Here is a 24,028-nt window from a genome sequence, read left to right on the forward strand (position 1 = left end):
AATTAGCTTAAACGGGCAATTAACCATTGGCGAATAGCTTGCAGTTCTTCTGCGCAAACCTGATGAGCCATAGGGTATTCTTGCCAGCTTACATCCATGTTATGTGCTGTTAATACTTCAAACGCACTTCTACCCGCGCTATGCGGCACTACATTATCTTGGCTACCATGAGCCATAAATACATTTAAATCAGTATGCTTTGCTTCTTGCGCTAGCTTTTCAGGCACGCACATATAAGTAGACAGCGCCATAACACCTGCAAGTTTGTGCTCAAATCGCGGCGCTAAATGTAAAGACACCACGCCCCCTTGCGAAAAGCCCGCCAAAATAATTTTATCGGCAGGTATACCATTTTCAATTTCTTGATTGATCAGGGCTTGCACTTTTTCGGCTGAATCTCTCACGCCTTGTTCATCGGCACGTTTGTCTAATTCTATAGATTTAATGTCGTACCACGAGCGCATTTCCATGCCACCATTTATGGTGACCGGTTGAATAGGCGCATGCGGAAAAATAAATCGTATACCAAGCTCACTGGGTAAGTTAAGTTGCGGTGCAACCGGAGCAAAGCCATCGCCCGAGTCGCCTAAACCATGTAACCAAATAACAGTGGCTTTGTGCTCACCTTGCGCTGGATATTGTGCAAACTCTAAACTCATAAGCTTGATTGCCACTTAATTTCTTGGCCAGCTTGGCGAGTAGACGCTTGGTTCATAAACTCCCAAAACTCTGCGCCAGAGCGGTTATCAATCCACTGGCCGTCACGCATTTCAAAATGGTGGCCATTAAATTTAGTCGCAACCCACACTTGATGCAAAGGCGCTTGTTTGTTAATTACAATTTTACTTTTATCAGGGAAAATTATTTCTAAAATACCCTCTGCCGATTCGTAGTCTAAATCTGCTTCGCAATCATCAACTTGCTCTTCAATTGTGAACATAAGAGCTTCGGCTAATTGGTGATATTCGTGTTCAGTCATTGTAATTTTCCTTTGCAGGCGAGCTGCCTAATATTGGGTACGGTTTATATACAGCTAGTGTAACAGGAATAAAATCATCCGCGAATAGCTGCATTTTTTAGATATTCTGTTACTCTGCGATTATAAAGCCAGCAACCGTATTAATCTAATGAAAGCGACACATACCTTACAATTAAAACGACTATATATAAGTACTTTACTGCTAAGTGCATTAGCTGGCTGCGGCCAAAGCGGGCCTTTGTATTTACCAGAGCAACAGGCTGAGCAAACCCCCCCCCCTAATACGGCACAGCCAACGCCCGTAAAAAAAACCAACACAGAGCAAGTGCAGGAGCAATAAATGGATTATTTTAACTATCAAAACAATCAATTATTTGCCGAAGATGTCAGCATTGCCACAATTGCTCAGCACTATGGTACGCCGTGTTATGTGTACTCGCGTGCTACTTTTGAGCGCCATTATTTAGCCTTTGCAAATGCCACTAAAAATCATAAAAGTTTGGTGTGCTACGCAGTTAAAGCCAATTCTAATATTGCAGTATTAAATATATTAGCGCGTTTAGGCTCAGGGTTTGACATAGTGTCTAAAGGTGAGCTGGCGCGTGTAATAAAAGCTGGCGGTGATGCCAGTAAAGTGGTGTTTTCAGGTGTGGCTAAAACCGCCGACGAAATTGCTTATGCACTAAAGTTAGGTATTAAATGTTTTAACGTTGAGTCGGCCTCAGAGCTTGAGCGTATTTCTGAGGTAGCGTGCGAGTTAAATTTAGAAGCCCCTATTTCTATTCGTGTAAACCCTGATATAGATGCCAAAACACACCCGTATATTTCTACCGGTTTAAAAGAAAACAAATTTGGTATCGATATTCAAACGGCTGTGAGCGTTTATCAGCATGCGGCGTCTTTACCTGGTCTAAAAGTCACTGGTGTAGATTGCCACATAGGCTCGCAATTAACTGAGGTTAAACCTTTTTTAGAAGCGCTTGATAAGCTAATGGCATTAATAGATGAGCTTAAAGCAAATGGTATTGAGCTTACTCATTTAGATATTGGCGGCGGGTTAGGCGTTCCTTACAATGATGAACAGCCTCCTCACCCAAGTGAATATGCTGCGCAAGTTACCGAGCGCTTAGCCAATTACAAACACCTTGAACTTATTTTTGAGCCAGGGCGCGCTATAGCCGCTAATGCTGGAATTTTAGTAACGCAAGTTGAGTTTATTAAGCAAAACCAAGATAAATTTTTTGCCATTGTCGATGCAGGTATGAACGACATGCTTCGCCCTTCGCTTTATCAGGCATGGCAAAAAATCATTCCTGTATCGGTGCGCGATGACGACACCCCAATACATAACTTTGATATTGTGGGCCCAGTGTGCGAAACCGGCGACTTTTTAGGAAAAGACCGCGAACTAGCCCTTAAACAAGGCGACTTATTGGCGCAGCGAAGTGCTGGTGCCTATGGTTTTACAATGAGTTCAAACTACAACTCTCGCCCACGCGTGGCCGAAATAATGGTAGATGGTGAGCAACACCACCTTATTCGCCAACGCGAAACCATCGAGAGCCTTTATCAAGGTGAGAAAATTTTACCATAAACGTTTTTGTTAAGGCGCTGCTCTGTGGCATGATTAGCGCAGAGCAAACCCGAATTAGAGCGCTATGTTAGTTAATTTTTCCAAAATGCACGGCTTAGGCAACGACTTTGTTGTAATTGATAACATTACACAAAATGTATTTTTGTCTCGCGATCAAATCAAAAAACTGGCTGATCGCCACTTTGGTATTGGCTTTGACCAATTACTTATGGTTGAAGCCCCTTACTCCCCTGATCTCGACTTCCATTACCGTATATTTAATGCCGATGGCAATGAAGTAGAACAATGCGGAAATGGCGCACGCTGTTTTGCCCGCTTTGTGCGCATGAAAGGCTTAACTAACAAGCACAAAATTAGTGTCTCGACTAAGTCGGGCAACCTCACGCTATACATAGAAAAAGACGGCCAAGTGACGGTAAACATGGGCCATCCTAATTTTGAGCCAGCTAAAATCCCGCTTAAAGCCAGCAAGCGAGAACTTACTTATATAATAAGAGCTCAAGAGCACACAGTATTTAGTGGCGCTGTGTCTATGGGTAACCCGCATTGTGTGTTAGAAGTTGACGATATAGCTACCGCACAAGTTGAGGTACTTGGTCCGCTGCTTGAAAACCACGAACGTTTTCCAAATCGTGCCAATATTGGCTTTATGCAAGTGGTATCGCAAGATCATATTAAACTTAGAGTGTGGGAACGCGGCGTTAGTGAAACCCTAGCGTGTGGCACGGGTGCCTGCGCAGCAATGGTAATTGGCCACATTCAAAGCAAACTTAACACCACGGTACAAGTTGATTTACCCGGCGGCACTTTACAAGTACGTTGGAGCGGCGAAGGTCACCCTGTCCGCATGACCGGCCCAGCCGAGCATGTATTTGATGGGCAAGTTGCCTTATGAGCGAGCTAACAAAAGAGCAAGTCGCTGAGTATTTAGCGCGCCACCCTGATTTTTTAATAGAACAGCCAGAGCTGCTTGCACAACTTGAGTTACACCACAAAACGCAAGGTGCCACCTCGCTTGTGCACATACAACAGCGCCAATTGCGCGAGCACAATACTCAGTTAAAAAATCAAATACACAGTATGAGCGAACACGCTACGCAAAATGAGCTAGTGTATCGCTTGTTTAGCCAATGCCATCGCCAACTGTGGACAAACTACGACTTTAATACGCTTGCCGCAAATTTGCGCAATATTATTTGTACCAGCCCACACATTAGCGAGTGTAGGTTGGTTAAATACAACAACACTTTAGATGGGCTTATTGAGCACCGCCTTAGCCAATTTGGGCACTACTTAGGACGCGTTAATCAGCAAGAGCGTGAGCTATTATTTTGCGAAAACACGCAATCTTCTGCTATTTACCTTATTGGTTACGCTGAAAAACCGGTCGCTATATTGGCCTTTGGCAGCCATGATGAAAACCATTTTGAACCCGCACAAGATAACCTATTCGTGCTTGATTTTGTTCATGCATTGCAACTTAGGCTGTTGGAATTGGCATGAGCGACGAGACGCCTAACACTGAGCAATTAAGTGAGCATTGGCGTACACCCATTCATTTATTTAGTGACTATTTAAAATACGAAAGACAGTACTCAGAGCACACTGTAAATCAATATGTTAGCCAACTAAACTTTGCCGCCCTGTATTTTAGTAAATTATGTGATGACTGGTTTGGCGTACAAGGCGAGCATATTCGCCGCTACAGCATGGCGCTTCGTTCAAAGCAATTAAGTGGGCGCACCATTAGTTTAAAATTAAGCTGCATTCGTAGTTTGTATAAATTTTTAAAAGCCAAAAACATTGCTCAGCACGCGCATTATCATAATCCGGCACAAGGTATTAAAGGGCCTAAATTTTCTAAGCCTTTGCCTAAAAATCTTGATGTAGATCAGATGGCAAGCCTACTAGAGATTAACGATGACGACCCATTAGCCATACGAGACAAAGCTATGATGGAGCTTATGTATTCATCTGGGCTGCGTATTAGCGAGTTAGTTGGCACCAACTTACGCGATATAAACGCCGCAAGCGGCGAAATATTAGTCAAAGGTAAAGGTAACAAAGAGCGCCTCATTCCCGTAGGTCGTAAAGCGCTCACAGCGTTAAAAAATTGGCTCAACATACGGGGGCAATTTGCAAAGCCTGACGAAATGGCGGTGTTTTTAAGCAGTAAAAAAAATCGTATTTCGGTTCGCCAAGTTCGCTTACGCATGCAAGAGTGGGGAATAAAACAAGGCATTAGCTCACAAGTGCACCCGCATAAACTTCGCCACTCGTTTGCCTCTCATATTTTAGAATCATCTGGCGATTTACGCGCTGTGCAAGAATTATTAGGGCACAGTAGTTTATCGGCTACGCAAGTATATACGCATTTAGATTTTCAGCATTTAGCAAAAGTGTACGACAACACTCATCCGCGTGCTAAAAAACAAACCGATTAGGAATGTAATTATGATCCGATTTAATCGTGCTCCTCGCCCTTTTTCAGTTATGAGCTTTGATTTAGACGACACCCTGTATAACAACCACCCTATAATAAAAGCCGCGGTTAAAGCCCAGCAAGATTATTTAAACGCGCTACCCAGCTACTTACAACAAGGCCCAAAATACTGGCAACAATGCCGCAACGAGGCTGTATTACAGTTACCAGAGCTTGCTGATAATGTAACTAAATGGCGCCAACATACGCTTCGCTTAGCCCTTTCAAAGCTAGATTTAAACGAGCAAGAGGTAGAGCATCATGCCGATGCTGCCTATAACGCCTTTGCCGATGCGCGCAGTAAAATAGTGGTAACCGACGACGTACTAAAGCTGCTAGATAACTTAGCCCAGCACTTTACGCTGGTTGCAATAACCAATGGCAATGTTGAAATTGAGCGCTTTAACTTACGCGATAAATTTGCGCTAGTATTGCAAGCTGGTATGCACGGTAAAGCCAAGCCCCACGGTACACTGTTTGATAAAGCCGCCGCGCATTTAAACGTGGCTAAAAGTGAAATTTTACATATTGGCGATAGCCTAGATACCGACGTACAAGGCGCTAATAATGCAGGCTGCCAATCGGTTTGGTTAAACGACCAAGGCGCGGCTTATCACTACAAAGGCCTTGCCGATGTTGAAATTGCGAATATTCATGCCTTAGCGCACTTTATCAAATAGCCTAAATAGAACGAAGAGGTTGCAATGAGCCATTATACCAAGCTAATTACCTTGCTATTAATAGGCTCGCTTAGCCTAAACGCTTACTTATTGTGGCCACAAAAACAGCCTGTAGTTGGCACACAAAAAATCCACAGCGGCAAGAGCATCAAAGCGCCAAAAAGTAACCTGCTCAGCCAAGCTCAACAGCAATTTACACAACACAAATTTGATGATGCTCTAAATACGTATCAGCAACTAAATCTAAGCGCTCCAAAAAAAGCACATACTTTATACGCTTCGTGGGTAGCACAACTAAAGCAATGGCTAAACACAAACCTACCGCTTAGCCAGTCATTGTTAAATGCACTTTTAAATAAAGACCCTTACAATACCGAGTTACTCACTTTACACGTAGATTACCTAGTAAAAAGCGGGCAACGGCAAAACGCAATTATTGCGCTATTTGAGCTCTACCCATTGTTAAATAAGCACCAACAAGGCCCTGTAGATAGGCGCCTTGTGCATTTAACGACTAACGAACTGCATAGTTTGAGTGAGCAGCAAAATTGGCAAACAATTATTGAACAAACTCAAATTTGGCTCGACTATCAAAACGACAATAGCCATTTTTTATACGCACTCGCGCATGCTTATTATCAACTAGAGGACTTTATTAGCGCCTTAACAACTATTGAGCGCATGCCATCAAATCACCCACTACAAGCCGAAGTAACAGCCTTACACGCAATGATAGAGAAAGCTCAATCGCAAGATGACTTTATTGCGCTTACCCCCTACGGCGCACATTACTTAATTAGCACCGAGCTAAATAGCTCAATCCAAACAGAGCTAATGATAGATACCGGCGCAAGTATTACTTCTCTTTCGAGTGACGTGCTTAACCAACTTTCACCCAGACCCCTGTATTTAGGCGATGTAACCGTAAACACGGCGAATGGGCAAATTAGAGTAAAACGCTACCAAATTGAGTCGTTTAAAGTAGGGATGCAAACTATTTACGGTTTTGAAGTGCTCAGTATTGAAAACACCCGCGGCCAAGGTTTGTTAGGAATGAACTTTTTATCTAGATATAAATTTAATATAAATCAACAAACAGATGAGTTAGAGTTGAGTGCTAAATAAACAAAAAATAATAAAAGGAAGTTTATGCGTACTCTACTATTTACACTACTTTGTTTTTGGCAATGTACTGCTCAGGCAACAAATTATTTTGTAAAAGACAAAAGTTGTGAGGCTATTTCACCCGAAATAGAAATAAGCCTTAGCGCTACACTGAGAGATTTAGATAACCATCAAAGAAAAAGACAAAACCTTAGACAAAAAGCGCTGAATAAGTATAGCGAACAGTACAATCAACAGCATGAGCAACTATATGTAGAGGAACGCTTTACTACAAATAGCAGCCACTCTGCTGAAACTCCTACAATAAGCAGAGCCCAAAAAAAATTACATTACCTTATTAAGCTCACCCCCTCAAAAAACTGCAATCAACAAGTCGCTATGACTAGCGAGCTATTTATTTCTGGAATGCACAAGCACAGCCTCTCAAATACCATTGAGGGGAATGCAATTGATGTCACTTTAGACATAAACAGTTCCCCTAAGTTTACTCAGTTTAACAACCCCCTCATCACCCCCACTAACTTTTTTGGACTCCAATTTGGCAGTAGCTATGAGCAGGTATTAACGTCTCTCGGACTTGCTAGTTTATCGCTAAGCGATAACAATAACGCAATACTTGTATATGGAAGGAATCATGCTTTTCACTTTAAAAACAATGTATTTATAGGTTATCAGTTCCATGAAACGCTACTACCTATGGTGATAAATAATGAGCTTTCTTTGGCAAATGAAAAATTACAAATAAGCACCGGTACAGATCAGGCTATTTTCTTAGATACAGATTTAACCCAACCAGCAATTAATAAATTAAAAAACAGTTTTGATGAAGTGGAAACCGCATCTTATAAAGTATCCATTAACAAGTCAGAGCAAAGAGTTGTTGGTATATCGCACGGTGAATTAGTTGAACATATAAAAAGCAACACTCAATGCTATAACGGCACAATATTGGCCGATGAATACTTAAAAAAACACAAAAATAGTAAAACGCTTAAAGTGGTTAATGAAGATCATGACAATATAATCATTACTCCTTGTTATGAGTTTATATATGAAGGCAACGGCTACATTTCTAAATTAAAGCTTGTGGAGCCCTTTTCAACCGCTAAAATTAAGCTCGCCGCATTAGCTGGCTATATTAACCAAAGTACACAGTGGAACTTATCAGGCGTAAAATACAACGACCCTGTTGCAAGCCTTGCTAAGTTAGGCGATTACGACGAGTTCTTTGACTCAGCAGAATTTACTTCTCAACACTGGGATGGCTATTTTTATATTTATGACGGAAAGCTTTTAAGCGCAGAGCTTACAAGCAATGACTATTAATTTTTCTCTTTGAATCTTCTGTTAGAAAAGGACAAACATGTTATTAAACGATTTTTTACAGCAACTTGCAGACAACCCTAAAAGCATACAATTTAGCGATACCATGGCGGTAATAGAAGCTAATTACGATTTTACCGCGTGTGGATTTAATAACCACGGCTTACTTAGCTCTGCAAGCGAGAACAATGGCTCGTGTAAAATTTTTGCGTTTGCTAAATTAAACGATTTAAGCAAGCAAAATACATTGGATTGCTTTGGTAAGTTTTACCGCGAAGACGTACTACAAAACCCTAAAGGCGATGATCACATGAACATTCGCACGTTTATGTTAGCGCCAGAAGCGACTCCATTTTTAGGCCTGAGCTTTGATGGTGAGCCACTAAAAGAGAAATAACACTAAGCTACTAAATTAAAGCGTTTTTTCCATAAAGTAACGCGTACCAGAGCGCGGATAGTTGTTAAGCTGATACTTAACCACGTATCCGCGCTTTTCATAAAAAGGCTTGGCCTGAAAATCGAGTGTATCAAGCTGAGCGGTCGTTGCACCTAGTTCAGCAGCTGATTGTTCAAGTGCCGTTAGTAACTTATCTGCAAGCCCTTGACCTCGCGCTACATCGCTACACCAAAGCCAACTAATCATCAGCCAATTTCCAAACACACACCCACTAATACCTGCAACAAGCTCACCTTGCTCATCAACAAATTTATAGCCTAATGGCACTCTTTGCGCATCAAAGTGCTGTGCGTTAAATTCAACTATTTTAGTGCGAAGCGCTGAGTTTAACGCATCGGTATTATCTGCTTTTAATTGATACATGTACCGCCCTTAAAGAAGCAGATACTAGCAAACAAACTTAATTAAAAAAGGTTATTTTTTCCATAAGGTACTTCTAGCAAATTGCTGCTTGTTTTTTCGGGTTGGCCGCACATTTCATCGTAAGCGCTAGTATGTCGTAGTACCATTTCGGCGTAGGCTATTTTTTCAAAACGTTTTTGAATATGCAGCGGGCTGAGCGCTTTAACAAACTCACCATTTTCCTCAGTAACGTAATACTCTACGTTATTTATAATGACAGACACCTGATATAGCGCCATTTCAAGGGAGTGCGCGACCACTTTTTGTAATGGTTCGTGCTTTTTTAACTCAGAAAATTTCATACCCATAACAATCGCCTTTTAATAAAAAGTAACTTTATAGATACGCACCTTTGCTATAATCGCGATCAAATTATTACATCACTGCCTTTTAAGCTTATGAGCAATAAAATTCGACTCGCTAAATACATTGCTCACGCTGGTGTGTGCTCACGAAAACAGGCATCGCGCTTAATAGATGAAGGGAGAGTAACGGTAAATAATCGCCCAGCGAATCATATTGATCACGTTAATGAGCAAGACGAGGTAATAGTTAATGGCCAAGCAGTTAAAGGGGCTGCCGATTTGGTTTATTTTGCGTACCACAAGCCTGTAGGTATTGACTGCAAATTAAATGAAAATGACCCTGCCAGCCTTATTCACCATTTACCTACCCTCACTCGGGTTTACCCCATTGGCCGATTAGATAAAGACTCTCGTGGCTTGCTTATTTTGACCAACGACGGAGATTTTTGTAATCAACTTATTCACCCTGACTTCCACCAGCCTAAACGTTATTTAGTCACGGTAGATAAACCTATTAATAACGCGTTTTGCGAAAAAATGGCCGCAGGAATCCCCGTAGATAAACAAGTAACCTTACCGTGTGAAGTAACAAAAATAGCTGACAACCAGTTTAGTATTATTTTAAAGCAAGGGCTTAACAGACAAATACGTAAAATGGCGCAGTACTGCGGCTTTAAAGTAATTGATTTATATCGGGCACAATTTAGCGAACTTGCTCTTTCAAGACTAAACCTACCTGAAAACCACTATATACAAATTAATAAAACAGATATTTCAAAAATCTAACCTTCGTTTAAATAGCGCACAAAAAAGTTAAAAAATAACCTTGCAAAAATAGATTACAGGTGTAGTCTTAATTTAAAGATTACATTTGTAGGCAATAAAATGATTGAGTTATCAAAAGCAGAATTCGACGTGCTTGATGCGCTTTGGATTAATTACCCAGCAACCGCCAGCCAAATTATTGAGCGCTTAAGCGATGACAAACAATGGCACGAAAAAACCATTAAAACCCTACTGGGTCGATTAGTTAAAAAAGGCGCACTGACCTTTGAAAAAGACGGCCGCCAATATATTTATACTCCTTGTATGGAGCGCGCCGACTACACATTAAAAGAAAGCAAAAACTTTATTGAGCGCTTTTTTAGTGGCCGCATAGCGCCGCTGGTAAGCGGGTTTGCTAAATCAGAGCAGCTTTCGCAGCAAGATATAAACGAGTTAAAAAAGGTCATTGATGACTGGGAAAAAAACCAAAAGTAAGGAGTGGCTATGGATATTCAAACCCTGTTTAACTGGTTACTAGAGCAGCAATTATTACTCAGCATAATGCTTGGCGGGTTTATTATATGTGAGCGTTTTAGTTTAAGGCTGCTTGGCCCAGGCTTTGTGTATAAATTAGTATGCCTAATCCCCGTATCGTTACTGGTTGCAAACTTACCAAGTAATATTAAGCCACTACAAAACAGCGCCATTAGCCATTATTTAATAACGCCTAACCAGCCCCATATTAATAACTTAGGCCTAAATTGGGCCGTGCTTTATGTAGTGGTTAGCCTAGTGCTGTTTAGCGTAGCGTTTGTTGTGCATATTCGCTTTATAAAAAACCTGCAGCTCAATTATTTAATTAATAGCGAACACACTCTAACCTCACACATTAAAACCTATACCAGTAACCATATTGCATCGCCAATGGTGGTAGGTATTTTGCAAAGTAAGCTCATACTGCCTAGTAATTACAAAACCCAGTTTGATAAAGCCACTTTGGCACTTATTTTAGAGCATGAGGCTGTGCACATAAAACGCAAAGATAACCTAATAAATGCCCTGCTGTTACTGACTACTATTTTAATGTGGTTTAACCCGCTCGCGTGGATGGCTTACGCAAGCTTTAGACGCTTGCAGGAGCTAACTTGTGACCAGCGGGTACTTGCCAATAAAACCACACAGCAACACATTTTATACAGCAAAGCCTTAGTTAACTGCGCGGCAGCAACGCCCGCAGGCCTAATGGCTTATTCACACTACGGAGATAAAAAAACCATGTTACAACGACTTACCAATATAAAGCACAGTGGCAATCACTCTCGCCTAGCCAAAGGTGGCTTACTGCTAATAGCAACAAGCATGCTTAGCGGCTTAGCCATAGCAAAACAGCCCCAAGCTGAAATAACGAAAGAGGATCATATTTCACCAACAATACGCATTGAACCTGTCTACCCAGCCCAAGCCGCTAAGCAAGGCATTAGCGGCTCGGTTGTATTAAAGTACGATATAGCCGCCAATGGCAGAACAAAAAACATTAGTGTCACTCAATCTAAGCCGTCAGACGTTTTTGATAAATCAGCTAAAGAAGCGCTGGCAAAGTGGGAGTATAAAATCTCTGAGTCAGGCTTTAATGATGTACTTGTACAGCTCGATTTTGCTATAAACAGTGAGGTTGCTAATACCGATTTAATAGAGCGAATTAAAGTATCGCATTAAGGCTAATGAGTGATGCAAGAGCACAAAGCAAGCGCCCTTTTAGGCCGCTTGCTTTGTGGTTTTAACAATAAAATTAAATACTCACTACAATCATGGCAATGGCAGTGCCTAAGCCAATAAACCATACAAGCGAACGTATAATATCTAAGTTCAACCAATAAAAAATGCAATACAAAGTACGCGAAACTATATGAGTAACCGCTAAGGTTTCGGTTACTGCATTTACCGAGTTAGTTCCTAGTACCACCGCAATAGCAACGGCAAACACTGCAAGTGATTCAAAACAATTTTGATGAGCAGCGAGCGTTCGCGCACCAAAGCCCGTTAATTTTGCTTGTTGAGAACGCGGGTGTTTATTGTCGTATTGGCCAAGCTTTGCCATTGCAATGGCCACTGGTATTTTTGCAAAATAAGGCATTAATACAGCAAGTAATGCGCATACTACTAATGTTGTCATAATTTATTCTCTTATTTTAAAACCTAGTTATTTAACCAATACATATAACACACATACACAAAAAAGCCGCCAACACGTTTTATGACATACGCAGGCGGCTAAACAATAACATCATACTTACTATAGCTAAGTTTACCTATAAAGCAGTGCGGCATAATGTCGCAGGTGATGAATATTCACTATCACCCTTAATGCATCGCATTAATAACTAAAGATTGTTAACTTATAGACCTTATTTTTTACCGACGACCCCTATGACCTGGATCTTTTTCACTTTTTTAGCCGCCTTTATGCAAGCATGGCGAAATGCCCTACAAAGTAAATTAAGCGCACATGCAAGTGTGGCTGGCGTAACCCTCTCGCGCTTTATTTTAGCCGGCCCTATTGCTGCAGTGTATTTGTATGGTCTTTATCAATATAAAGACACAGCCATGCCTACGTTTAATAATGCCTTTTGGGGGTTTGTTATTGGCGCAAGTGTTATGCAAATACTCGCCACCGGCTTAATGGTAAAACTGTTTAAAATGAATAATTACGCCATAGGTGCAGGGCTTGCTAAAAGTGAGGCGTTAGTAGCGGCTATTTTAGGGGTATTGTTTTTTGGCTCTGCGCTTAGCCTTCTTGGTTGGCTGGGTGTATTTTTAGGCGCTATTGCGGTGCTTTTACTTAGCGGCATAACCAGCGTAAAACACTTTGATGCTAAAACAGCGTTACTTGGCCTTGCCTGTGGTACCAGCTTTGCCCTTACATCGCTGTGGGTGCGTGAAGCGAGCTTAAATTCAGGGTTATTGTTTCCACACTCAGCTGCATGGGTTTTACTATTTGTAATAAGCCTACAAACGCTTATATTACTTGGCTATTTATTACTAAAAGAGCCACACACTGTTGGCAAACTTTGGCAATATAAAGGCACCACTGCCGCAATTAGTACTTTTAGCTGTGTAGGCTCTATTGGCTGGTTTAGCGCGATGAGTTTACAGCACGTAGCGTATGTTAAAACGCTGGGTCAGGTAGAGGTATTTTTTACCATGCTAATTGCTGTACTTTGGCTCAAACAGCCACTTAAAAAGCAAGATACCGCGGGCTTAATACTTATAGCCATTGCTGCTATTTTAGTAATGCTGCCCAATTGAGAACATAAAAAAGCGCAGGCTTTTAAACCTGCGCTACTATAGGCTGCTTATAACTTTTAAAGCGAGTATTAAGCGCTCCTTTTAAGAGCTAATTTTTAGCGTTATCACACCGCAAATGATCATGAGTACACCAGCAATACGGCCAAACGTGGCTGCATCACCGTAAAGTAATATACCCACTAAAAACGTACCCGCAGCACCTATTCCGGTCCATACGGCGTAGGACGTCCCCATTGATATTTGCTTTTGTGCAAGCCACAACATAAAACCACTGGCTGTTAAAAATGCAATTGCCATTACTATACCCTGCCAGCGTGTGTCGGGGTTTTGTGAAATTTTTAAACCAATTGGCCAGCCTATTTCAAGCAAGCCGGCAATGACTAAATAAACCCATGCCATTAAACATCTCTCTTTTTCAAAATTACGTCGTATAAATCTTCGCGGCGATCTTTTAAATTGCGCACCGTACCTTCGCTATGAAGAATTTTTAGCTTATCCATATCAAGGTCGCTAAATAGTAACATTTCAGTATTAGGTGTGGCTTCATTTAATGTTGCATCGTGCGGAAAAGAAAAGTCAGACGGGGTCAATACTGCCGATTGCGAGTACTGTACGTCTAGGCTTTCTACCTCAGGTAAGTTACCCACTGAGCCTGCAATAACCACATAACATTCGTTTTCGATTGCGCGCGCTTGCGCACAGTGACGAACCCGTAAATAACTATTTTTAGTATCGGTCCAAAACGGCACAAAGAGTATATCAAGCCCCTGCTTGGCTAATATGCGCGAAAGCTCTGGGAACTCTACATCGTAACAAATTTGAATACCTACACGCCCAGCATCGGTGTCAAACACGGCAATTTTGTCACCGCCTTGAATCACCCAATCATTTTGCTCATGCGGGGTTATGTGTATTTTTCGCTGCTCGTCTATTTTACCGCTACGGTGGCATAAGTAACTTACGTTATAAATTTTATCGTCTTCGGCAAGCGGCATAGAGCCGGTAATAATATTGGCGTTATATTCTATTGCCATACGCGACATCGCGTTTTTAAATGTTTCGGTATATTCGGCTAAATAGCGGATAGCTTCGGTTTGATTATTCTGATCGCCTAAACCCATAAGTGGCGCGTTAAAAAATTCCGGAAATAATATAAAATCGCTTTTGTAGTCAGATACCGTATCTACAAAGTATTCTACCTGCTTTAGCATTTCGTCAACCGACTCTACACAGCGCATTTGCCATTGCACCGCACCTATACGCACTATCGATTTAGTTGATTCGAGCACGGTATCGGTTGGCTCGTACATTATGTTATTCCACTCAAGCAAGGTGGCGTAACCTACAGACTCTTGATCCTCCGGCAGGTACTTTTTAAGTAACCGTTTTACCTGAAAGTCGTTAGAAAGCTGAAAACTTAAAATTGGGTCGTAAAGCTCTTTTTGGTCAACCTTTTCAATGTATTCCATTGGCGTCATTTCACTGCTGTGATTGTAATAACGCGGAATACGGCCACCGGCTAAAATAGCGCGTAAGTTATATTGGCGGCACAACTCCTTACGGGCATCGTATAATCTGCGCCCTAAGCGCATGCCTCGGTGGGTTTCGCTAATTGCTACATCTAAACCGTATAGCGCATCGCCGTCGGAGTCACTAAATACACGGTCGTGCCCATCGGCTATGTCTTCGTATGTGTGAGGATTTGAAAAACGCGCGTAGTCTACTTGCACGCTTAGTGCTAAACCCACCAGCACGCCATCATCTACAATGCCTATTTGCCCTTCAGGGAACTGATCTATCAATCTAAAAATAGTATGGCTTGGCCACGCGCCACCTAAATCAGGATAAGCCTGATCCATTAAGGTTTTAATTTGCGGATACTGCTCTTTTGTTAAGTTACAAATTTCTAGGTGGGTTTTTTCTGCCGACATACACAACTCCTTTGGGCATAATAAAATAAAAGCCGAATGTACGCTAAAGTACACTCAGCTTTGTATCATGTTTTTTACGTTACGCGTACTACTTTAAGCTGCGATAAAAAAGTGTAGTCACTTTCTCTTTTGGCAACCAGCCTGCGTATTCAAGGCCAAGATCTGCCAATGGATCGGCTTTTAGTACTTGCTCTAAGCTTGCGTTATTTTGCATTGCTTTTAGCATTAAATCTTTGGCTTTTTTAACAAGCTTAGCATACGTTTCCAGTCCTGAACGGTCACTTACCGGCCCATGCCCGGGTATCACTATGGTGCGCTCATCTATTTGCTTAATAACGTCATTTACGGCTGCTAATATTCCGTCAACACTGCCGCCGCTATCTACATCAACAAACGGCAAGCTGTCAAAGTTAAAGTAAATATCGCCCATGTGCACTATGTTATCGTTATTAAAAAATATCACCGAATCACCGTCGGTATGTGCATAGGCGTAGTGCACTACATGGGCGTGTTCGTTATTAAAATGCAGTTTTAAATCGTGGCCAAAGCTAATGCGTGGCAGGTAATCTGAGTTTGCACCGTGTTTTTCTTCTAATCGCTTATGTACGTTGTCGTGCGCAATGACATGCGCACCGGCTTTGGCAAAGTTTTCGTTGCCGCCAGTGTGGTCGCCATGATGATGCGTATTAATTACAAACTCTGCACTACCGGGTTTTAAATCGCTAATGGTTTTTTTAATGTCGTCTGAAAGCTTGGCAAATTGGTCATCAATAATGTAAATGCCATCTTCCCCTACACTTGCGGCAATGTTACCGCCTTGGCCAAACAGTACATACACACTGTCGCTTAGTTTTTCTGCCGTTACCGGATTTTCATCTGCATGTGTTGCACTGCTAAGTAATAAGCCTGTTATTAATGCGGGTAGTATTTTTTTCATTTTAGTTCTCTGTTGATTTATTAATGATTATATAGAACGTGATTAACTGTAATTTAGTTCATCGTGCTGGCTCTATCACTATTTGATGTATTAGCGTTTGTGGTAGTAAAGGCGTGTGCTTACCTTCAATGTAGTCACTAAAGCCTGCACGGTAAAACGCGGATAGCGGATGCCCCGACTGCCCACCGGGCACTGCCATAATGGCGTTTTCTAAATGCCCAGGTTGGGCAATAAAGCGCTGCGATGCACCAAAGCTTTTGCCTTGTACGGCGGGCATGTAGCTATCGCCAAAAGCTGGCGCTATAGGCATATTTAAAAGCTTAGCCAGTATGGGCATTTGTTTAGCAAACGGGTGCTCAATATTAAGCGCATTTACTTTACCCCACTGCCAATTTTGCAAGTTATCCCCATACTCAGCCCCAAGTGCTGTCACTGTTTGGCTAAATGCACCTAATAACTGCTCGTCCCAATTTTTATACTCAGGGTTTACCCATGAGCCCGGCCTATCCTTAATAAGCTGCCATATAGCTGGTTCTAGATCGCGTTTTACATATTTAAGCGTGGCGTCTTGCTCATTGAGTTTGTTCTCCATGCTTGCAAATACGGTATTAATTAATGTGCTGCGGTAGTGTTTAACTAAGGTATAACCTACCGAGCTTGCACATGCGCATTGCTGCCAGTTTTCAAGTGCACTTATGTACTGTGCGTTTTTGGCTTTGTCTTTTTTAAGCTGATTAAGTAGCAATGTGTGCCATGGCGTTAAAAAGCGGGCTTGGTTATCAAGCTGTAGCGCGTAAAAGTCGCTCTCTGCAAAGCTTTGTTTTTCAAATAACCTATCACGAATTTGGCTCGAGCGAGCGCCTAGCGCGTACCCGCCATTGCCAAAGCGTGCATTATCAGTGGCCGACACAACGCGCGAATTACCTGTCCATAATCGCCCATTTTGCGGGTTCTTAACATAAGGGCGCTGATGCTCATTTTGCTGCCAGTCGGGTGAGTATTCGTTTGCATTAACACTTAGCTCACTCGGTGTTTTACGCGCCGGTATAGCGCCAATATGTTGCCATGCGGCACTGCCTTGGCCATCTACCACCATTAAATTTTGTACCGGAATACCCACATCGCTTGCTATTGCTAATGCATCATCAACCGTATTTGCTTGTTCAAGTTTTACTAATTCCATATCAACGGCATAAGGCTTATGTGCAGCCCAGCTAAGTGCGTAGGGTTTTTTATTAATGTATTTTACTGGGCCATATTCGCTTAACGTTAATGGGTAGTTTTCTACCTCATCATTTGGCAGCGCTATTGGCTCATTTACTTGCCATGTTTTACTGTCATCATTTAGCGCTATCCAATCAGCGGTATCTATGTAGCCATTAGTAAAGCCCCAGGCAATTTTATTATTTGTACCCACCACAATAGCAGGGGCGCCGGGTAGCGATACGCCAGTTACCTGAGCTTGCTCGCCATTTTGTGTGTAATTAAGCTGCGCCCTGTACCAAATAACCGGCACCGCCATAGATAAATGCATATCATCAGAGAGCATGGCTGCTCCCGTTTGGGTATGCGCACCGGTTACTGCCCAGTTATTGCTGCCGCGCTCTTGGTTTGCCTGAATATTTTTAACCGTGTGCTGTGCTTGCTCTGGAAGTTGAGGAATGGTGCCTGTAAACGGGGCAAGTTTACTGCCATCAAGCGCCGCTTGGTATTGGCTAGGTTGTGTTAAAAAATCAACCATGTGTTGCCCGTATGCTTGCTCGATATGTATGAGAGCTTCATCTCGCTCAAAGGTGGCACTTTGCAAATCAAGGTACATGCTAAATATAACTAATAGGCTATCTTCACTTTGCCATGGTTTTTGCGCTCCGCCTGTAAGTAAATACTCAAAGCTTGCAAAGCCAACTTGTGCCAGCCCTTCGTTTACACCTTGGGCGTAGCTGTTTAATAGTTGTTTATCACTTTCGGGTAAGGTGTTTAATATAGCGTGGCTGCGTTTTCGCAATTGATGAAAGCGCATTTTTTTATCAAGCCCAAGGGCCGCTTTACCAAATAACTCACTAAGCTCACCGGCGGCGTTACGTCTTAATAAATCCATTTGAAAAAAACGGTCTTGCCCATGCGCATAGCCTAACCCGTATGCGGCGCTATTGCGGTTTTCTGCCTTTATAACCGCCTGTCCTAGTGCATCACGCGAAATAGTAACCGGCTTATTAATTGCTGTACTTTGGCCTTTACCATCAAGTGTGGGCATACTTAAACTTAATACGCCATACACAAGCGCTGTGCCAGCTAACCCTAAAACCACAACGAGTAATACTAGCCATTTGATTACTTTAAACATTAATTTGTCCTTTGCACCATTTGTTGCACATATAATAACCATAGTTTTATTAAATAATAATGTTCTTACTCGCAAAGGGTGAAATAAACATCAAAATCCACGATAATAGCCATTCCACATTTTGTGCAGATCTAGTTGAGACTCATATGACTGAAAAAACATTTATCAAAGGTAAAGACCGCGACCTAGAATCGTCTATCTCTACCATGCAAAACAAGCTAAAAGCGCTAAACATTAATGTTGAAGAAGCACTTTGGCTTAACCCTGTAGCTAACTGTTATTCAGTTCATATAAAAGACAGCGACTGCGGTGTTATGTTTACCAATGGTAAAGGCGCAACCGATAAAGCATCTATCGCCTCGGCGTTAGGTGAATACTTTGAACGATTAAGCTGTAATTACTTTTTTGCCGACTTTTACTTAGGTGAAGAATTTGCAAACAGCGACTTTACTCATTATCCAAATGAGAAATGGTTTAAAGTTGAAGGCAATGAAGTGCCAGAAGGCATTATGGACGAAAGCCTTTGGGATTACTTTGACCCAGAGCGTGAGCTTAATGCCTCACACCTTTTTGACTTTAACTCAGGTAATAACGAGCGCGGCATTTGTACATTGCCATACACACGCCAACGCGATAACCAAGACGTATACATTCCGGTAAACGTAATTGGTAATATTTTTGTTTCTAACGGCATGAGCGCAGGTAACACTAAATTTGAAGCACGCGTACAAGGGCTATCAGAAGTATTTGAGCGTGCCATTAAAAACCGTATTATCGCAGAAGGTATTTGTTTACCTATCGTCCCTGAAGAGGTTGTAAAGCAATACCCTAAAATTCACGAAGCGTGTGAAGAGCTACGCAGCCATGGTTTTCATTTACGTATTGCCGATGCATCACTTGGCGGTAAATACCCTGTAATGAGCGTAACGCTTATTAATCCTGTTGATGGCTCTGTGTTTGCCTCATTTGGTGCTCACCCATCATTTGAAGTTGCACTTGAGCGTACGGTTACTGAGTTACTACAAGGTCGTCGCCTTGATCAACTTGATGTGTTCCAACCGGCTACTTTTGATAACGATGAAGTTGCAACGCCTGAAAACATTGAGCTGCACTTTATCGACTCAAGCGGTTTAATCTCGCATGACTTTTTCCGTGCTAACGCCGACTTTGACTTTGTTCATTGGGACTTTAGCGGTACAACAGAGCAAGAATACAACTTCTGTACTGACTTAATTCACAGCATGGGCCACGACATTTACATTATGGATTACACACACTTAAACGTGTATGCATGTCGTATTTTAGTACCAGGTATGTCAGACATTTACCCAGTAGATGAACTAATTTGGCGTAACAACAACGAAGGCGCTAAATTCCGTGAAGCATTCCTATCGCTTGATCAGTACGATGCGCAGCAGTGGATGGACATTTACGACAGCCTAGAAGAAGCAGGCCACAGCGATATTATTCGTGCTGCTGAATTTATTGGCCTTGCCACCGATGCCGACACACCTTGGCATACACTGCGTATTGGTGAGCTTAAAGCGCACTTATGTTTAGCCGCAGGCAACGAAGAAGCCATTGATTGGGTAGACTGGATACTACACACAGGCCAAGTAAACGAAGATGCAATGCGCCACTTCCGCTGTTTAAAAGCTATTCTTGAAATTAAATACGATGACGAGCGCGACTACGCCGACTACCAAGATGCACTGGGTTTAATGTTTGGCAGCGATAACGTAACGCTGGCTATTGAAATAGCAGAAGGCCGTAAATTATTTAATGGTTTAACCTTCCCAGGTTTATCGCTTGAAGGCTTTAAAAAGCATGCAGCACTACTTGATGGTTACCGTAAGTTACATGTCGCTAAGCAAAACCATTGGGCACGTGAAGTAACCGATGCTTAATAGTTAAACTACTAATTATAAAAATAAAACGGCGCTAATTTATCAGCGCCGTTTTTATTTATACAATAAATTAGCTATAGTTAAATTGCCTAAAATAACAGCATGACTTAGCCAATGCCGCCAAAAAATAACAACAAAAAAAACACTACCAGCAACTATAAGCTGACCTTTTGGTTATCGCTTACGCTAATAATACTAGTGAGCATTGTATTAGATAGAATTAACTACAATCGCGCAAAAGACGCCCACCGCCTACAAATTTTATCTCAAGTAAGTACATACCGTGCACAACTAGAGGCCACCTTGGTATCAAACATTCAGCTTGTTCGTGGATTAGCGGTTGCTGTATCAGCTGAACCTGAGTTACAACAAGCACGGTTTGAACAAATTGCCGCGCCTTTGTTTAAAACCTCCAGTGAGCTGCGCCATATTGGTGGTGCACCCGACATGATAATTCGTATGTCTTATCCACTAAAAGGTAACGAAAAAGCCATTGGCTTAAACTTTTTAGAAAACAAAAACCAACGCCTAGATGCTATTAGAGCCCGTGATACCAATACTATTGTTATGGCAGGGCCACTTAAACTAGTGCAAGGCGACATTGCCCTCATTGCCAGAGTGCCTGTTTATATTCCGCCCGAAAACCGCTTTTGGGGGTTATTATCGGTAGTGCTCGACATTGAAAAAGTATACAAAAACTCAGGCATAAAAGAGCTTGAAAAAAACTACAACATTGCTATTCAAGGGCGTCATGGTTTAGGCAAAAAAGGCGAGTTTTTTTATGGCAATAACAATATAACCTCACAAGAGCCGCTTGATTTTACGCTTAATTTTCAAGGGGGAAGCTGGCAATTATACGTAGCCCCTAAAGAAGGTTGGAGCCCCGCACCTTCAACTATATGGCCGCTTAGAATTGCCATTATAATTATTTGCGGATTACTAATATGGGCGTTCTTATTCTTTTTAAAAATGCTAAACCGCCAGCAACAAAACGAAAAAATGCTGGAGGCAATGAGCGATCTTGCCCAAATTGGGGCGTGGTCATTTAATTTAGAAACCAAACAAGTGTATTGGTCAGATATGACCAAAAAAATCTTTAAATACCCGCTAAATAAAGAGCCTACCTGGCCTACAAACTTAAATTACTTTAAAGCAGGCGAAAGCAGAGAACGTATCACTCAGCTGGTTGAATCTGCAATTAAAGAAGGCAAAAGTTATGAAGCCGAACTTGAAGTAATTGACTCTGAAGGGCGCGAAATGTGGGTGCTTATTCATGGTGAAGCTGAGCGCAAAAACGAGCGCTGTGTAAGAATATTTGGCTCATTGCAAAATATTGATACCCGTAAGCGTATTGAGCTTGAAAACAGCAAAATTGCCCTACATAACGAAATTTTAGCGTCGCTTACAGCCAACGACCTTATTTTAAGTGGCCAATTAAGCCAATCTAAACAAGTTATTACTGAATCTATTTGCCATGCTTTAAACATTGAGCAAGCCAGTATTTGGTTTTTTAATAGCTCAAAAACCTCATTGAGTCCTATAGCAGCCCATAATATTGAAAACAGAATGGGTAATAATAATGCGGTATGGCTTAAAAAAGAGGCGCCAGATTTTTTTGAAGCCATAGAAAAACACGCAGTGTTTAGCACCAGTGATGCCCAAAATCACCCACTACTAAAACCCCTTAAAGCGCATTACTTTGCGCCGCTCAATATTAATGCCATGCTGTGCGCAATCATACCGGCGGGAAGTGGCTCCATTGGCATAGTATGCGCTGAGCAATGTGCTTCAATGCGCCCGTGGTCACGTAACGAAGAAAGCTTTTTAATTGCTGTAGCCGCCCTTGTGGGCAGCTTGCATTCAAGTCAGCAACGTATTGAAACAGAGCAGCAGCTAGTCACCGCCAAAGAAGCTGCAGAGCAAGCAGTAATGGCTAAAAGTGAATTTTTAGCCAGTATGAGCCACGAAATAAGAACCCCCATGAACGGCGTACTGGGCATGCTAAATATTATCAAGCGCACCCAGCTCAACCAACAGCAAGAGCACCATATTGAGCTTGCACAATCTTCAGCTCAGTCGCTGTTAAATATAATTAACGACATTTTAGACTTTTCTAAAATTGAAGCAGGTAAACTTGATATAGAAAATGTGCAATTTAACTTACCTAAATTACTTGGTGAAGTTGTTGAGTCGTTTGCGCTTAAAGTGGAGCAAAATAATACCAATCTCATTTTAGATGCCACCCAAATTACTATCAGCGAAATAATTAGCGATCCGAATAGGTTGCGTCAAATTTTAAATAACCTGATAGGCAATGCCGTGAAGTTTACTATTGATGGGCAAATTCTGGTGACCGCGCAGATAGATGAAACCACCGATGGCAGTTTTTTACATTGCTCTATTATTGATACCGGCATAGGAATAGACGCAGAAAAACAAAAAACTTTATTCGACTCATTCACTCAGGCCGATGCCTCAACCACCCGCCAGTTTGGCGGCACAGGCCTTGGCCTAGCTATTGTTAAGCAGCTTTGTGAACTAATGGAAGGCGAAGTAAGCGTAACCAGCATGCTAAATGAAGGCAGCACTTTTTCGTTTTCTATAAAAATACAGCCCCGTTTAACTAAAGCGCAAGATTTACCCAGCCACTTAATTAATAACAAACATATTTTAATTATTGATGCCTGCACACTTAACGCCAATATTGCCGCCAAACAATTACGCGTATGGGGCGCACACGTTAATATTTTAAATGACTATAGCGGCATCATTAATTATTTTGATAACTGCGATACCCAGCCAGATGCATTGCTAGTCGATTATCATTTTTTTGAGCAAGCTGCACATCCACAAATAAATACATTAAAAAACCGAGTAACCACCAAGCAAAGCAAGCTCGTTGTTATGGCACCAATGAGTTATTCGCAAGAGCATAACAACATTGGCATAAATATAGACTGCCTGATATTTAAACCGCTTACTCCGTCAGATTTATTTGATTCACTCACTAACGATAAATACATTGAGCAACAACAGCGCCAAGCACAACTGCAAAATGAGTTAACCGAAAAGCCCAAAGAAATATCAGCGCACGCGCAAGTGCTTTTAGTAGAAGATAACAAAGTAAATCAGGTGGTGGCCTCAGCGTTGTTAAAACAAGTTGGGCTTACCTTTGATATTGCACAAAACGGTCAAGATGCACTAGATAAGCTAAACAGCAGCCAAGACAAAAAATACCAGTTAGTTTTAATGGACTGCCAAATGCCCGTGATGGATGGCTACCAAGCCACGCAAGCTATACGCGAAGGCAAAGCGGGTAAGCATAATAAACATATTACAATCATTGCTTTAACGGCAAACGCAATGCAGGGCGATAGAGAGAAGTGCCTCGATGCAGGAATGAACGATTATTTAACCAAACCTTTAGATTCCGCAGCACTAGAGCCTAAATTACAACAATGGCTTGGTACACAATAAAGGTGTAAGCTAAA

24 protein-coding genes are annotated in these 24,028 nt (G+C 41.8%); 15 read left to right on the top strand and 9 right to left on the bottom strand.

Annotated features, from left to right (window positions below):
* Positions 1-2 precede the first annotated feature (2 nt).
* Both PSH54_RS16900 and cyaY read right to left on the bottom strand, forming a co-directional pair.
* Entirely contained in the window at positions 3-659 is a 657-nt protein-coding gene (locus PSH54_RS16900; RefSeq protein WP_024032069.1) for an alpha/beta hydrolase, read from the bottom strand.
* Entirely contained in the window at positions 656-979 is a 324-nt protein-coding gene (gene cyaY, locus PSH54_RS16905; protein WP_004588977.1) for an iron donor protein CyaY, read from the bottom strand. The genes PSH54_RS16900 and cyaY overlap by 4 nt, the downstream gene beginning before the upstream one ends.
* 148 nt (positions 980-1,127) lie before the next feature.
* Here cyaY and lptM point away from each other — a divergent pair, with 148 nt between their 5' ends.
* The 9 genes from lptM to PSH54_RS16950 all read left to right on the top strand — a co-directional run bounded on the left by lptM (position 1,128) and on the right by PSH54_RS16950 (position 8,580).
* Positions 1,128-1,319, top strand: a complete 192-nt coding sequence (lptM, locus tag PSH54_RS16910; RefSeq protein ID WP_273606665.1) for an LPS translocon maturation chaperone LptM — start codon at positions 1,128-1,130, stop codon at positions 1,317-1,319.
* A complete protein-coding gene (gene lysA / locus PSH54_RS16915; protein WP_273606666.1) occupies positions 1,320-2,573 on the top strand; it encodes a diaminopimelate decarboxylase in 1,254 nt (417 codons plus the stop codon).
* 64 nt (positions 2,574-2,637) lie between these two features.
* A complete protein-coding gene (gene dapF, locus PSH54_RS16920; RefSeq protein ID WP_004588980.1) occupies positions 2,638-3,468 on the top strand; it encodes a diaminopimelate epimerase in 831 nt (276 codons plus the stop codon).
* Positions 3,465-4,076: a DUF484 family protein gene (locus PSH54_RS16925; protein WP_273606667.1), complete on the top strand. Its 612-nt coding sequence runs from the start codon at positions 3,465-3,467 to the stop codon at positions 4,074-4,076. The genes dapF and PSH54_RS16925 overlap by 4 nt, the downstream gene beginning before the upstream one ends.
* Entirely contained in the window at positions 4,073-5,017 is a 945-nt protein-coding gene (locus PSH54_RS16930; RefSeq protein ID WP_004588982.1) for a tyrosine recombinase XerC, read from the top strand. Before PSH54_RS16925 ends, PSH54_RS16930 begins: the two co-directional genes overlap by 4 nt.
* Positions 5,018-5,027: 10 nt before the next feature.
* Complete coding sequence (locus tag PSH54_RS16935; protein WP_004588983.1) at positions 5,028-5,735, top strand: HAD-IA family hydrolase; 708 nt, start codon at positions 5,028-5,030, stop codon at positions 5,733-5,735.
* Between the two features lie 24 nt (positions 5,736-5,759).
* Positions 5,760-6,860, top strand: a complete 1,101-nt coding sequence (locus tag PSH54_RS16940; RefSeq protein WP_273606668.1) for a retropepsin-like aspartic protease — start codon at positions 5,760-5,762, stop codon at positions 6,858-6,860.
* 24 nt (positions 6,861-6,884) lie between these two features.
* Positions 6,885-8,186: a hypothetical protein gene (locus PSH54_RS16945; RefSeq protein ID WP_054983712.1), complete on the top strand. Its 1,302-nt coding sequence runs from the start codon at positions 6,885-6,887 to the stop codon at positions 8,184-8,186.
* A gap of 37 nt (positions 8,187-8,223) precedes the next feature.
* On the top strand, positions 8,224-8,580 hold the full coding sequence (locus PSH54_RS16950) for a HopJ type III effector protein (protein WP_029773753.1): 357 nt from the start codon (positions 8,224-8,226) through the stop codon (positions 8,578-8,580).
* A 15-nt stretch (positions 8,581-8,595) separates the two neighbouring features.
* On the opposite strand, the gene PSH54_RS16955 is transcribed toward PSH54_RS16950, so the two are convergent.
* Together PSH54_RS16955 and PSH54_RS16960 are read right to left on the bottom strand one after the other, a co-directional pair.
* Positions 8,596-9,003 (bottom strand): GNAT family N-acetyltransferase, encoded by a 408-nt coding sequence (locus tag PSH54_RS16955; protein WP_024032077.1) that lies wholly within the window; start codon positions 9,001-9,003, stop codon positions 8,596-8,598.
* Positions 9,004-9,044: 41 nt separating this feature from the next.
* Entirely contained in the window at positions 9,045-9,350 is a 306-nt protein-coding gene (locus PSH54_RS16960) for a DUF6482 family protein (RefSeq protein WP_004588987.1), read from the bottom strand.
* Positions 9,351-9,440: 90 nt separating this feature from the next.
* Between PSH54_RS16960 and PSH54_RS16965 the strand changes: the two genes are divergently transcribed.
* The 3 genes from PSH54_RS16965 to PSH54_RS16975 all read left to right on the top strand — a co-directional run bounded on the left by PSH54_RS16965 (position 9,441) and on the right by PSH54_RS16975 (position 11,828).
* Positions 9,441-10,133: a pseudouridine synthase gene (locus PSH54_RS16965; protein ID WP_273606669.1), complete on the top strand. Its 693-nt coding sequence runs from the start codon at positions 9,441-9,443 to the stop codon at positions 10,131-10,133.
* 99 nt (positions 10,134-10,232) lie between these two features.
* Positions 10,233-10,607, top strand: coding sequence for a BlaI/MecI/CopY family transcriptional regulator (locus tag PSH54_RS16970; protein ID WP_004588989.1), 375 nt, complete (start codon positions 10,233-10,235; stop codon positions 10,605-10,607).
* A gap of 9 nt (positions 10,608-10,616) precedes the next feature.
* Positions 10,617-11,828: a M56 family metallopeptidase gene (locus PSH54_RS16975; protein ID WP_273606670.1), complete on the top strand. Its 1,212-nt coding sequence runs from the start codon at positions 10,617-10,619 to the stop codon at positions 11,826-11,828.
* 73 nt (positions 11,829-11,901) lie between these two features.
* Here PSH54_RS16975 and PSH54_RS16980 read toward each other — a convergent pair whose 3' ends face one another.
* Positions 11,902-12,285, bottom strand: a complete 384-nt coding sequence (locus PSH54_RS16980) for an MAPEG family protein (RefSeq protein ID WP_121636797.1) — start codon at positions 12,283-12,285, stop codon at positions 11,902-11,904.
* 254 nt (positions 12,286-12,539) lie between these two features.
* Between PSH54_RS16980 and PSH54_RS16985 the strand changes: the two genes are divergently transcribed.
* Positions 12,540-13,418 carry a DMT family transporter gene (locus PSH54_RS16985; RefSeq protein ID WP_273604329.1) on the top strand — a complete coding sequence of 293 codons (879 nt, stop codon included), beginning with the start codon at positions 12,540-12,542 and terminating at the stop codon, positions 13,416-13,418.
* 81 nt (positions 13,419-13,499) lie between these two features.
* Here the strand turns inward: PSH54_RS16985 and PSH54_RS16990 are convergent, their stop codons facing one another.
* The 4 genes from PSH54_RS16990 to PSH54_RS17005 all read right to left on the bottom strand — a co-directional run bounded on the left by PSH54_RS16990 (position 13,500) and on the right by PSH54_RS17005 (position 18,630).
* The gene (locus PSH54_RS16990; RefSeq protein ID WP_004588993.1) at positions 13,500-13,817 is read right to left on the bottom strand and encodes a DMT family transporter; all 318 of its coding nucleotides are present in this window, start codon (positions 13,815-13,817) and stop codon (positions 13,500-13,502) included.
* Positions 13,817-15,349 carry a bifunctional GNAT family N-acetyltransferase/carbon-nitrogen hydrolase family protein gene (locus tag PSH54_RS16995; RefSeq protein WP_029773759.1) on the bottom strand — a complete coding sequence of 511 codons (1,533 nt, stop codon included), beginning with the start codon at positions 15,347-15,349 and terminating at the stop codon, positions 13,817-13,819. The genes PSH54_RS16990 and PSH54_RS16995 overlap by 1 nt, the downstream gene beginning before the upstream one ends.
* A gap of 88 nt (positions 15,350-15,437) precedes the next feature.
* Entirely contained in the window at positions 15,438-16,286 is an 849-nt protein-coding gene (locus PSH54_RS17000; protein WP_273606671.1) for an MBL fold metallo-hydrolase, read from the bottom strand.
* Positions 16,287-16,344: 58 nt separating this feature from the next.
* Entirely contained in the window at positions 16,345-18,630 is a 2,286-nt protein-coding gene (locus PSH54_RS17005) for a penicillin acylase family protein (RefSeq protein WP_273606672.1), read from the bottom strand.
* A 146-nt stretch (positions 18,631-18,776) separates the two neighbouring features.
* Between PSH54_RS17005 and ycaO the strand changes: the two genes are divergently transcribed.
* Positions 18,777-20,537, top strand: coding sequence for a 30S ribosomal protein S12 methylthiotransferase accessory factor YcaO (gene ycaO / locus PSH54_RS17010; protein WP_273606673.1), 1,761 nt, complete (start codon positions 18,777-18,779; stop codon positions 20,535-20,537).
* A gap of 114 nt (positions 20,538-20,651) precedes the next feature.
* Entirely contained in the window at positions 20,652-24,014 is a 3,363-nt protein-coding gene (locus PSH54_RS17015) for an ATP-binding protein (protein WP_273606674.1), read from the top strand.
* Positions 24,015-24,028: the final 14 nt, after the last annotated feature.

The sequence above is a fragment of the Pseudoalteromonas sp. Angola-30 genome, from assembly GCF_028599215.1.
GTDB lineage: Bacteria > Pseudomonadota > Gammaproteobacteria > Enterobacterales > Alteromonadaceae > Pseudoalteromonas > Pseudoalteromonas atlantica.

What these genes read in the sequence shown, in the direction of transcription:
- PSH54_RS16990 (WP_004588993.1), bottom strand. Translation starts at nt 13,817, where the DNA reads ATGGCATGGGTTTATTTAGTCATTGCCGGCTTGCTTGAAATAGGCTGG.
- PSH54_RS16965 (WP_273606669.1), top strand. Translation starts at nt 9,441, where the DNA reads ATGAGCAATAAAATTCGACTCGCTAAATACATTGCTCACGCTGGTGTG.
- PSH54_RS16900 (WP_024032069.1), bottom strand. Translation starts at nt 659, where the DNA reads ATGAGTTTAGAGTTTGCACAATATCCAGCGCAAGGTGAGCACAAAGCC.
- dapF (WP_004588980.1), top strand. Translation starts at nt 2,638, where the DNA reads ATGTTAGTTAATTTTTCCAAAATGCACGGCTTAGGCAACGACTTTGTT.
- PSH54_RS17015 (WP_273606674.1), top strand. Translation starts at nt 20,652, where the DNA reads ATGCCGCCAAAAAATAACAACAAAAAAAACACTACCAGCAACTATAAG.
- PSH54_RS16970 (WP_004588989.1), top strand. Translation starts at nt 10,233, where the DNA reads ATGATTGAGTTATCAAAAGCAGAATTCGACGTGCTTGATGCGCTTTGG.
- PSH54_RS16945 (WP_054983712.1), top strand. Translation starts at nt 6,885, where the DNA reads ATGCGTACTCTACTATTTACACTACTTTGTTTTTGGCAATGTACTGCT.
- cyaY (WP_004588977.1), bottom strand. Translation starts at nt 979, where the DNA reads ATGACTGAACACGAATATCACCAATTAGCCGAAGCTCTTATGTTCACA.
- lysA (WP_273606666.1), top strand. Translation starts at nt 1,320, where the DNA reads ATGGATTATTTTAACTATCAAAACAATCAATTATTTGCCGAAGATGTC.
- lptM (WP_273606665.1), top strand. Translation starts at nt 1,128, where the DNA reads ATGAAAGCGACACATACCTTACAATTAAAACGACTATATATAAGTACT.
- ycaO (WP_273606673.1), top strand. Translation starts at nt 18,777, where the DNA reads ATGACTGAAAAAACATTTATCAAAGGTAAAGACCGCGACCTAGAATCG.
- PSH54_RS16950 (WP_029773753.1), top strand. Translation starts at nt 8,224, where the DNA reads ATGTTATTAAACGATTTTTTACAGCAACTTGCAGACAACCCTAAAAGC.
- PSH54_RS16985 (WP_273604329.1), top strand. Translation starts at nt 12,540, where the DNA reads ATGACCTGGATCTTTTTCACTTTTTTAGCCGCCTTTATGCAAGCATGG.
- PSH54_RS16955 (WP_024032077.1), bottom strand. Translation starts at nt 9,003, where the DNA reads ATGTATCAATTAAAAGCAGATAATACCGATGCGTTAAACTCAGCGCTT.
- PSH54_RS16995 (WP_029773759.1), bottom strand. Translation starts at nt 15,349, where the DNA reads ATGTCGGCAGAAAAAACCCACCTAGAAATTTGTAACTTAACAAAAGAG.
- PSH54_RS16980 (WP_121636797.1), bottom strand. Translation starts at nt 12,285, where the DNA reads ATGACAACATTAGTAGTATGCGCATTACTTGCTGTATTAATGCCTTAT.
- PSH54_RS16925 (WP_273606667.1), top strand. Translation starts at nt 3,465, where the DNA reads ATGAGCGAGCTAACAAAAGAGCAAGTCGCTGAGTATTTAGCGCGCCAC.
- PSH54_RS16960 (WP_004588987.1), bottom strand. Translation starts at nt 9,350, where the DNA reads ATGGGTATGAAATTTTCTGAGTTAAAAAAGCACGAACCATTACAAAAA.
- PSH54_RS16935 (WP_004588983.1), top strand. Translation starts at nt 5,028, where the DNA reads ATGATCCGATTTAATCGTGCTCCTCGCCCTTTTTCAGTTATGAGCTTT.
- PSH54_RS16940 (WP_273606668.1), top strand. Translation starts at nt 5,760, where the DNA reads ATGAGCCATTATACCAAGCTAATTACCTTGCTATTAATAGGCTCGCTT.
- PSH54_RS17000 (WP_273606671.1), bottom strand. Translation starts at nt 16,286, where the DNA reads ATGAAAAAAATACTACCCGCATTAATAACAGGCTTATTACTTAGCAGT.
- PSH54_RS17005 (WP_273606672.1), bottom strand. Translation starts at nt 18,630, where the DNA reads ATGTTTAAAGTAATCAAATGGCTAGTATTACTCGTTGTGGTTTTAGGG.
- PSH54_RS16975 (WP_273606670.1), top strand. Translation starts at nt 10,617, where the DNA reads ATGGATATTCAAACCCTGTTTAACTGGTTACTAGAGCAGCAATTATTA.
- PSH54_RS16930 (WP_004588982.1), top strand. Translation starts at nt 4,073, where the DNA reads ATGAGCGACGAGACGCCTAACACTGAGCAATTAAGTGAGCATTGGCGT.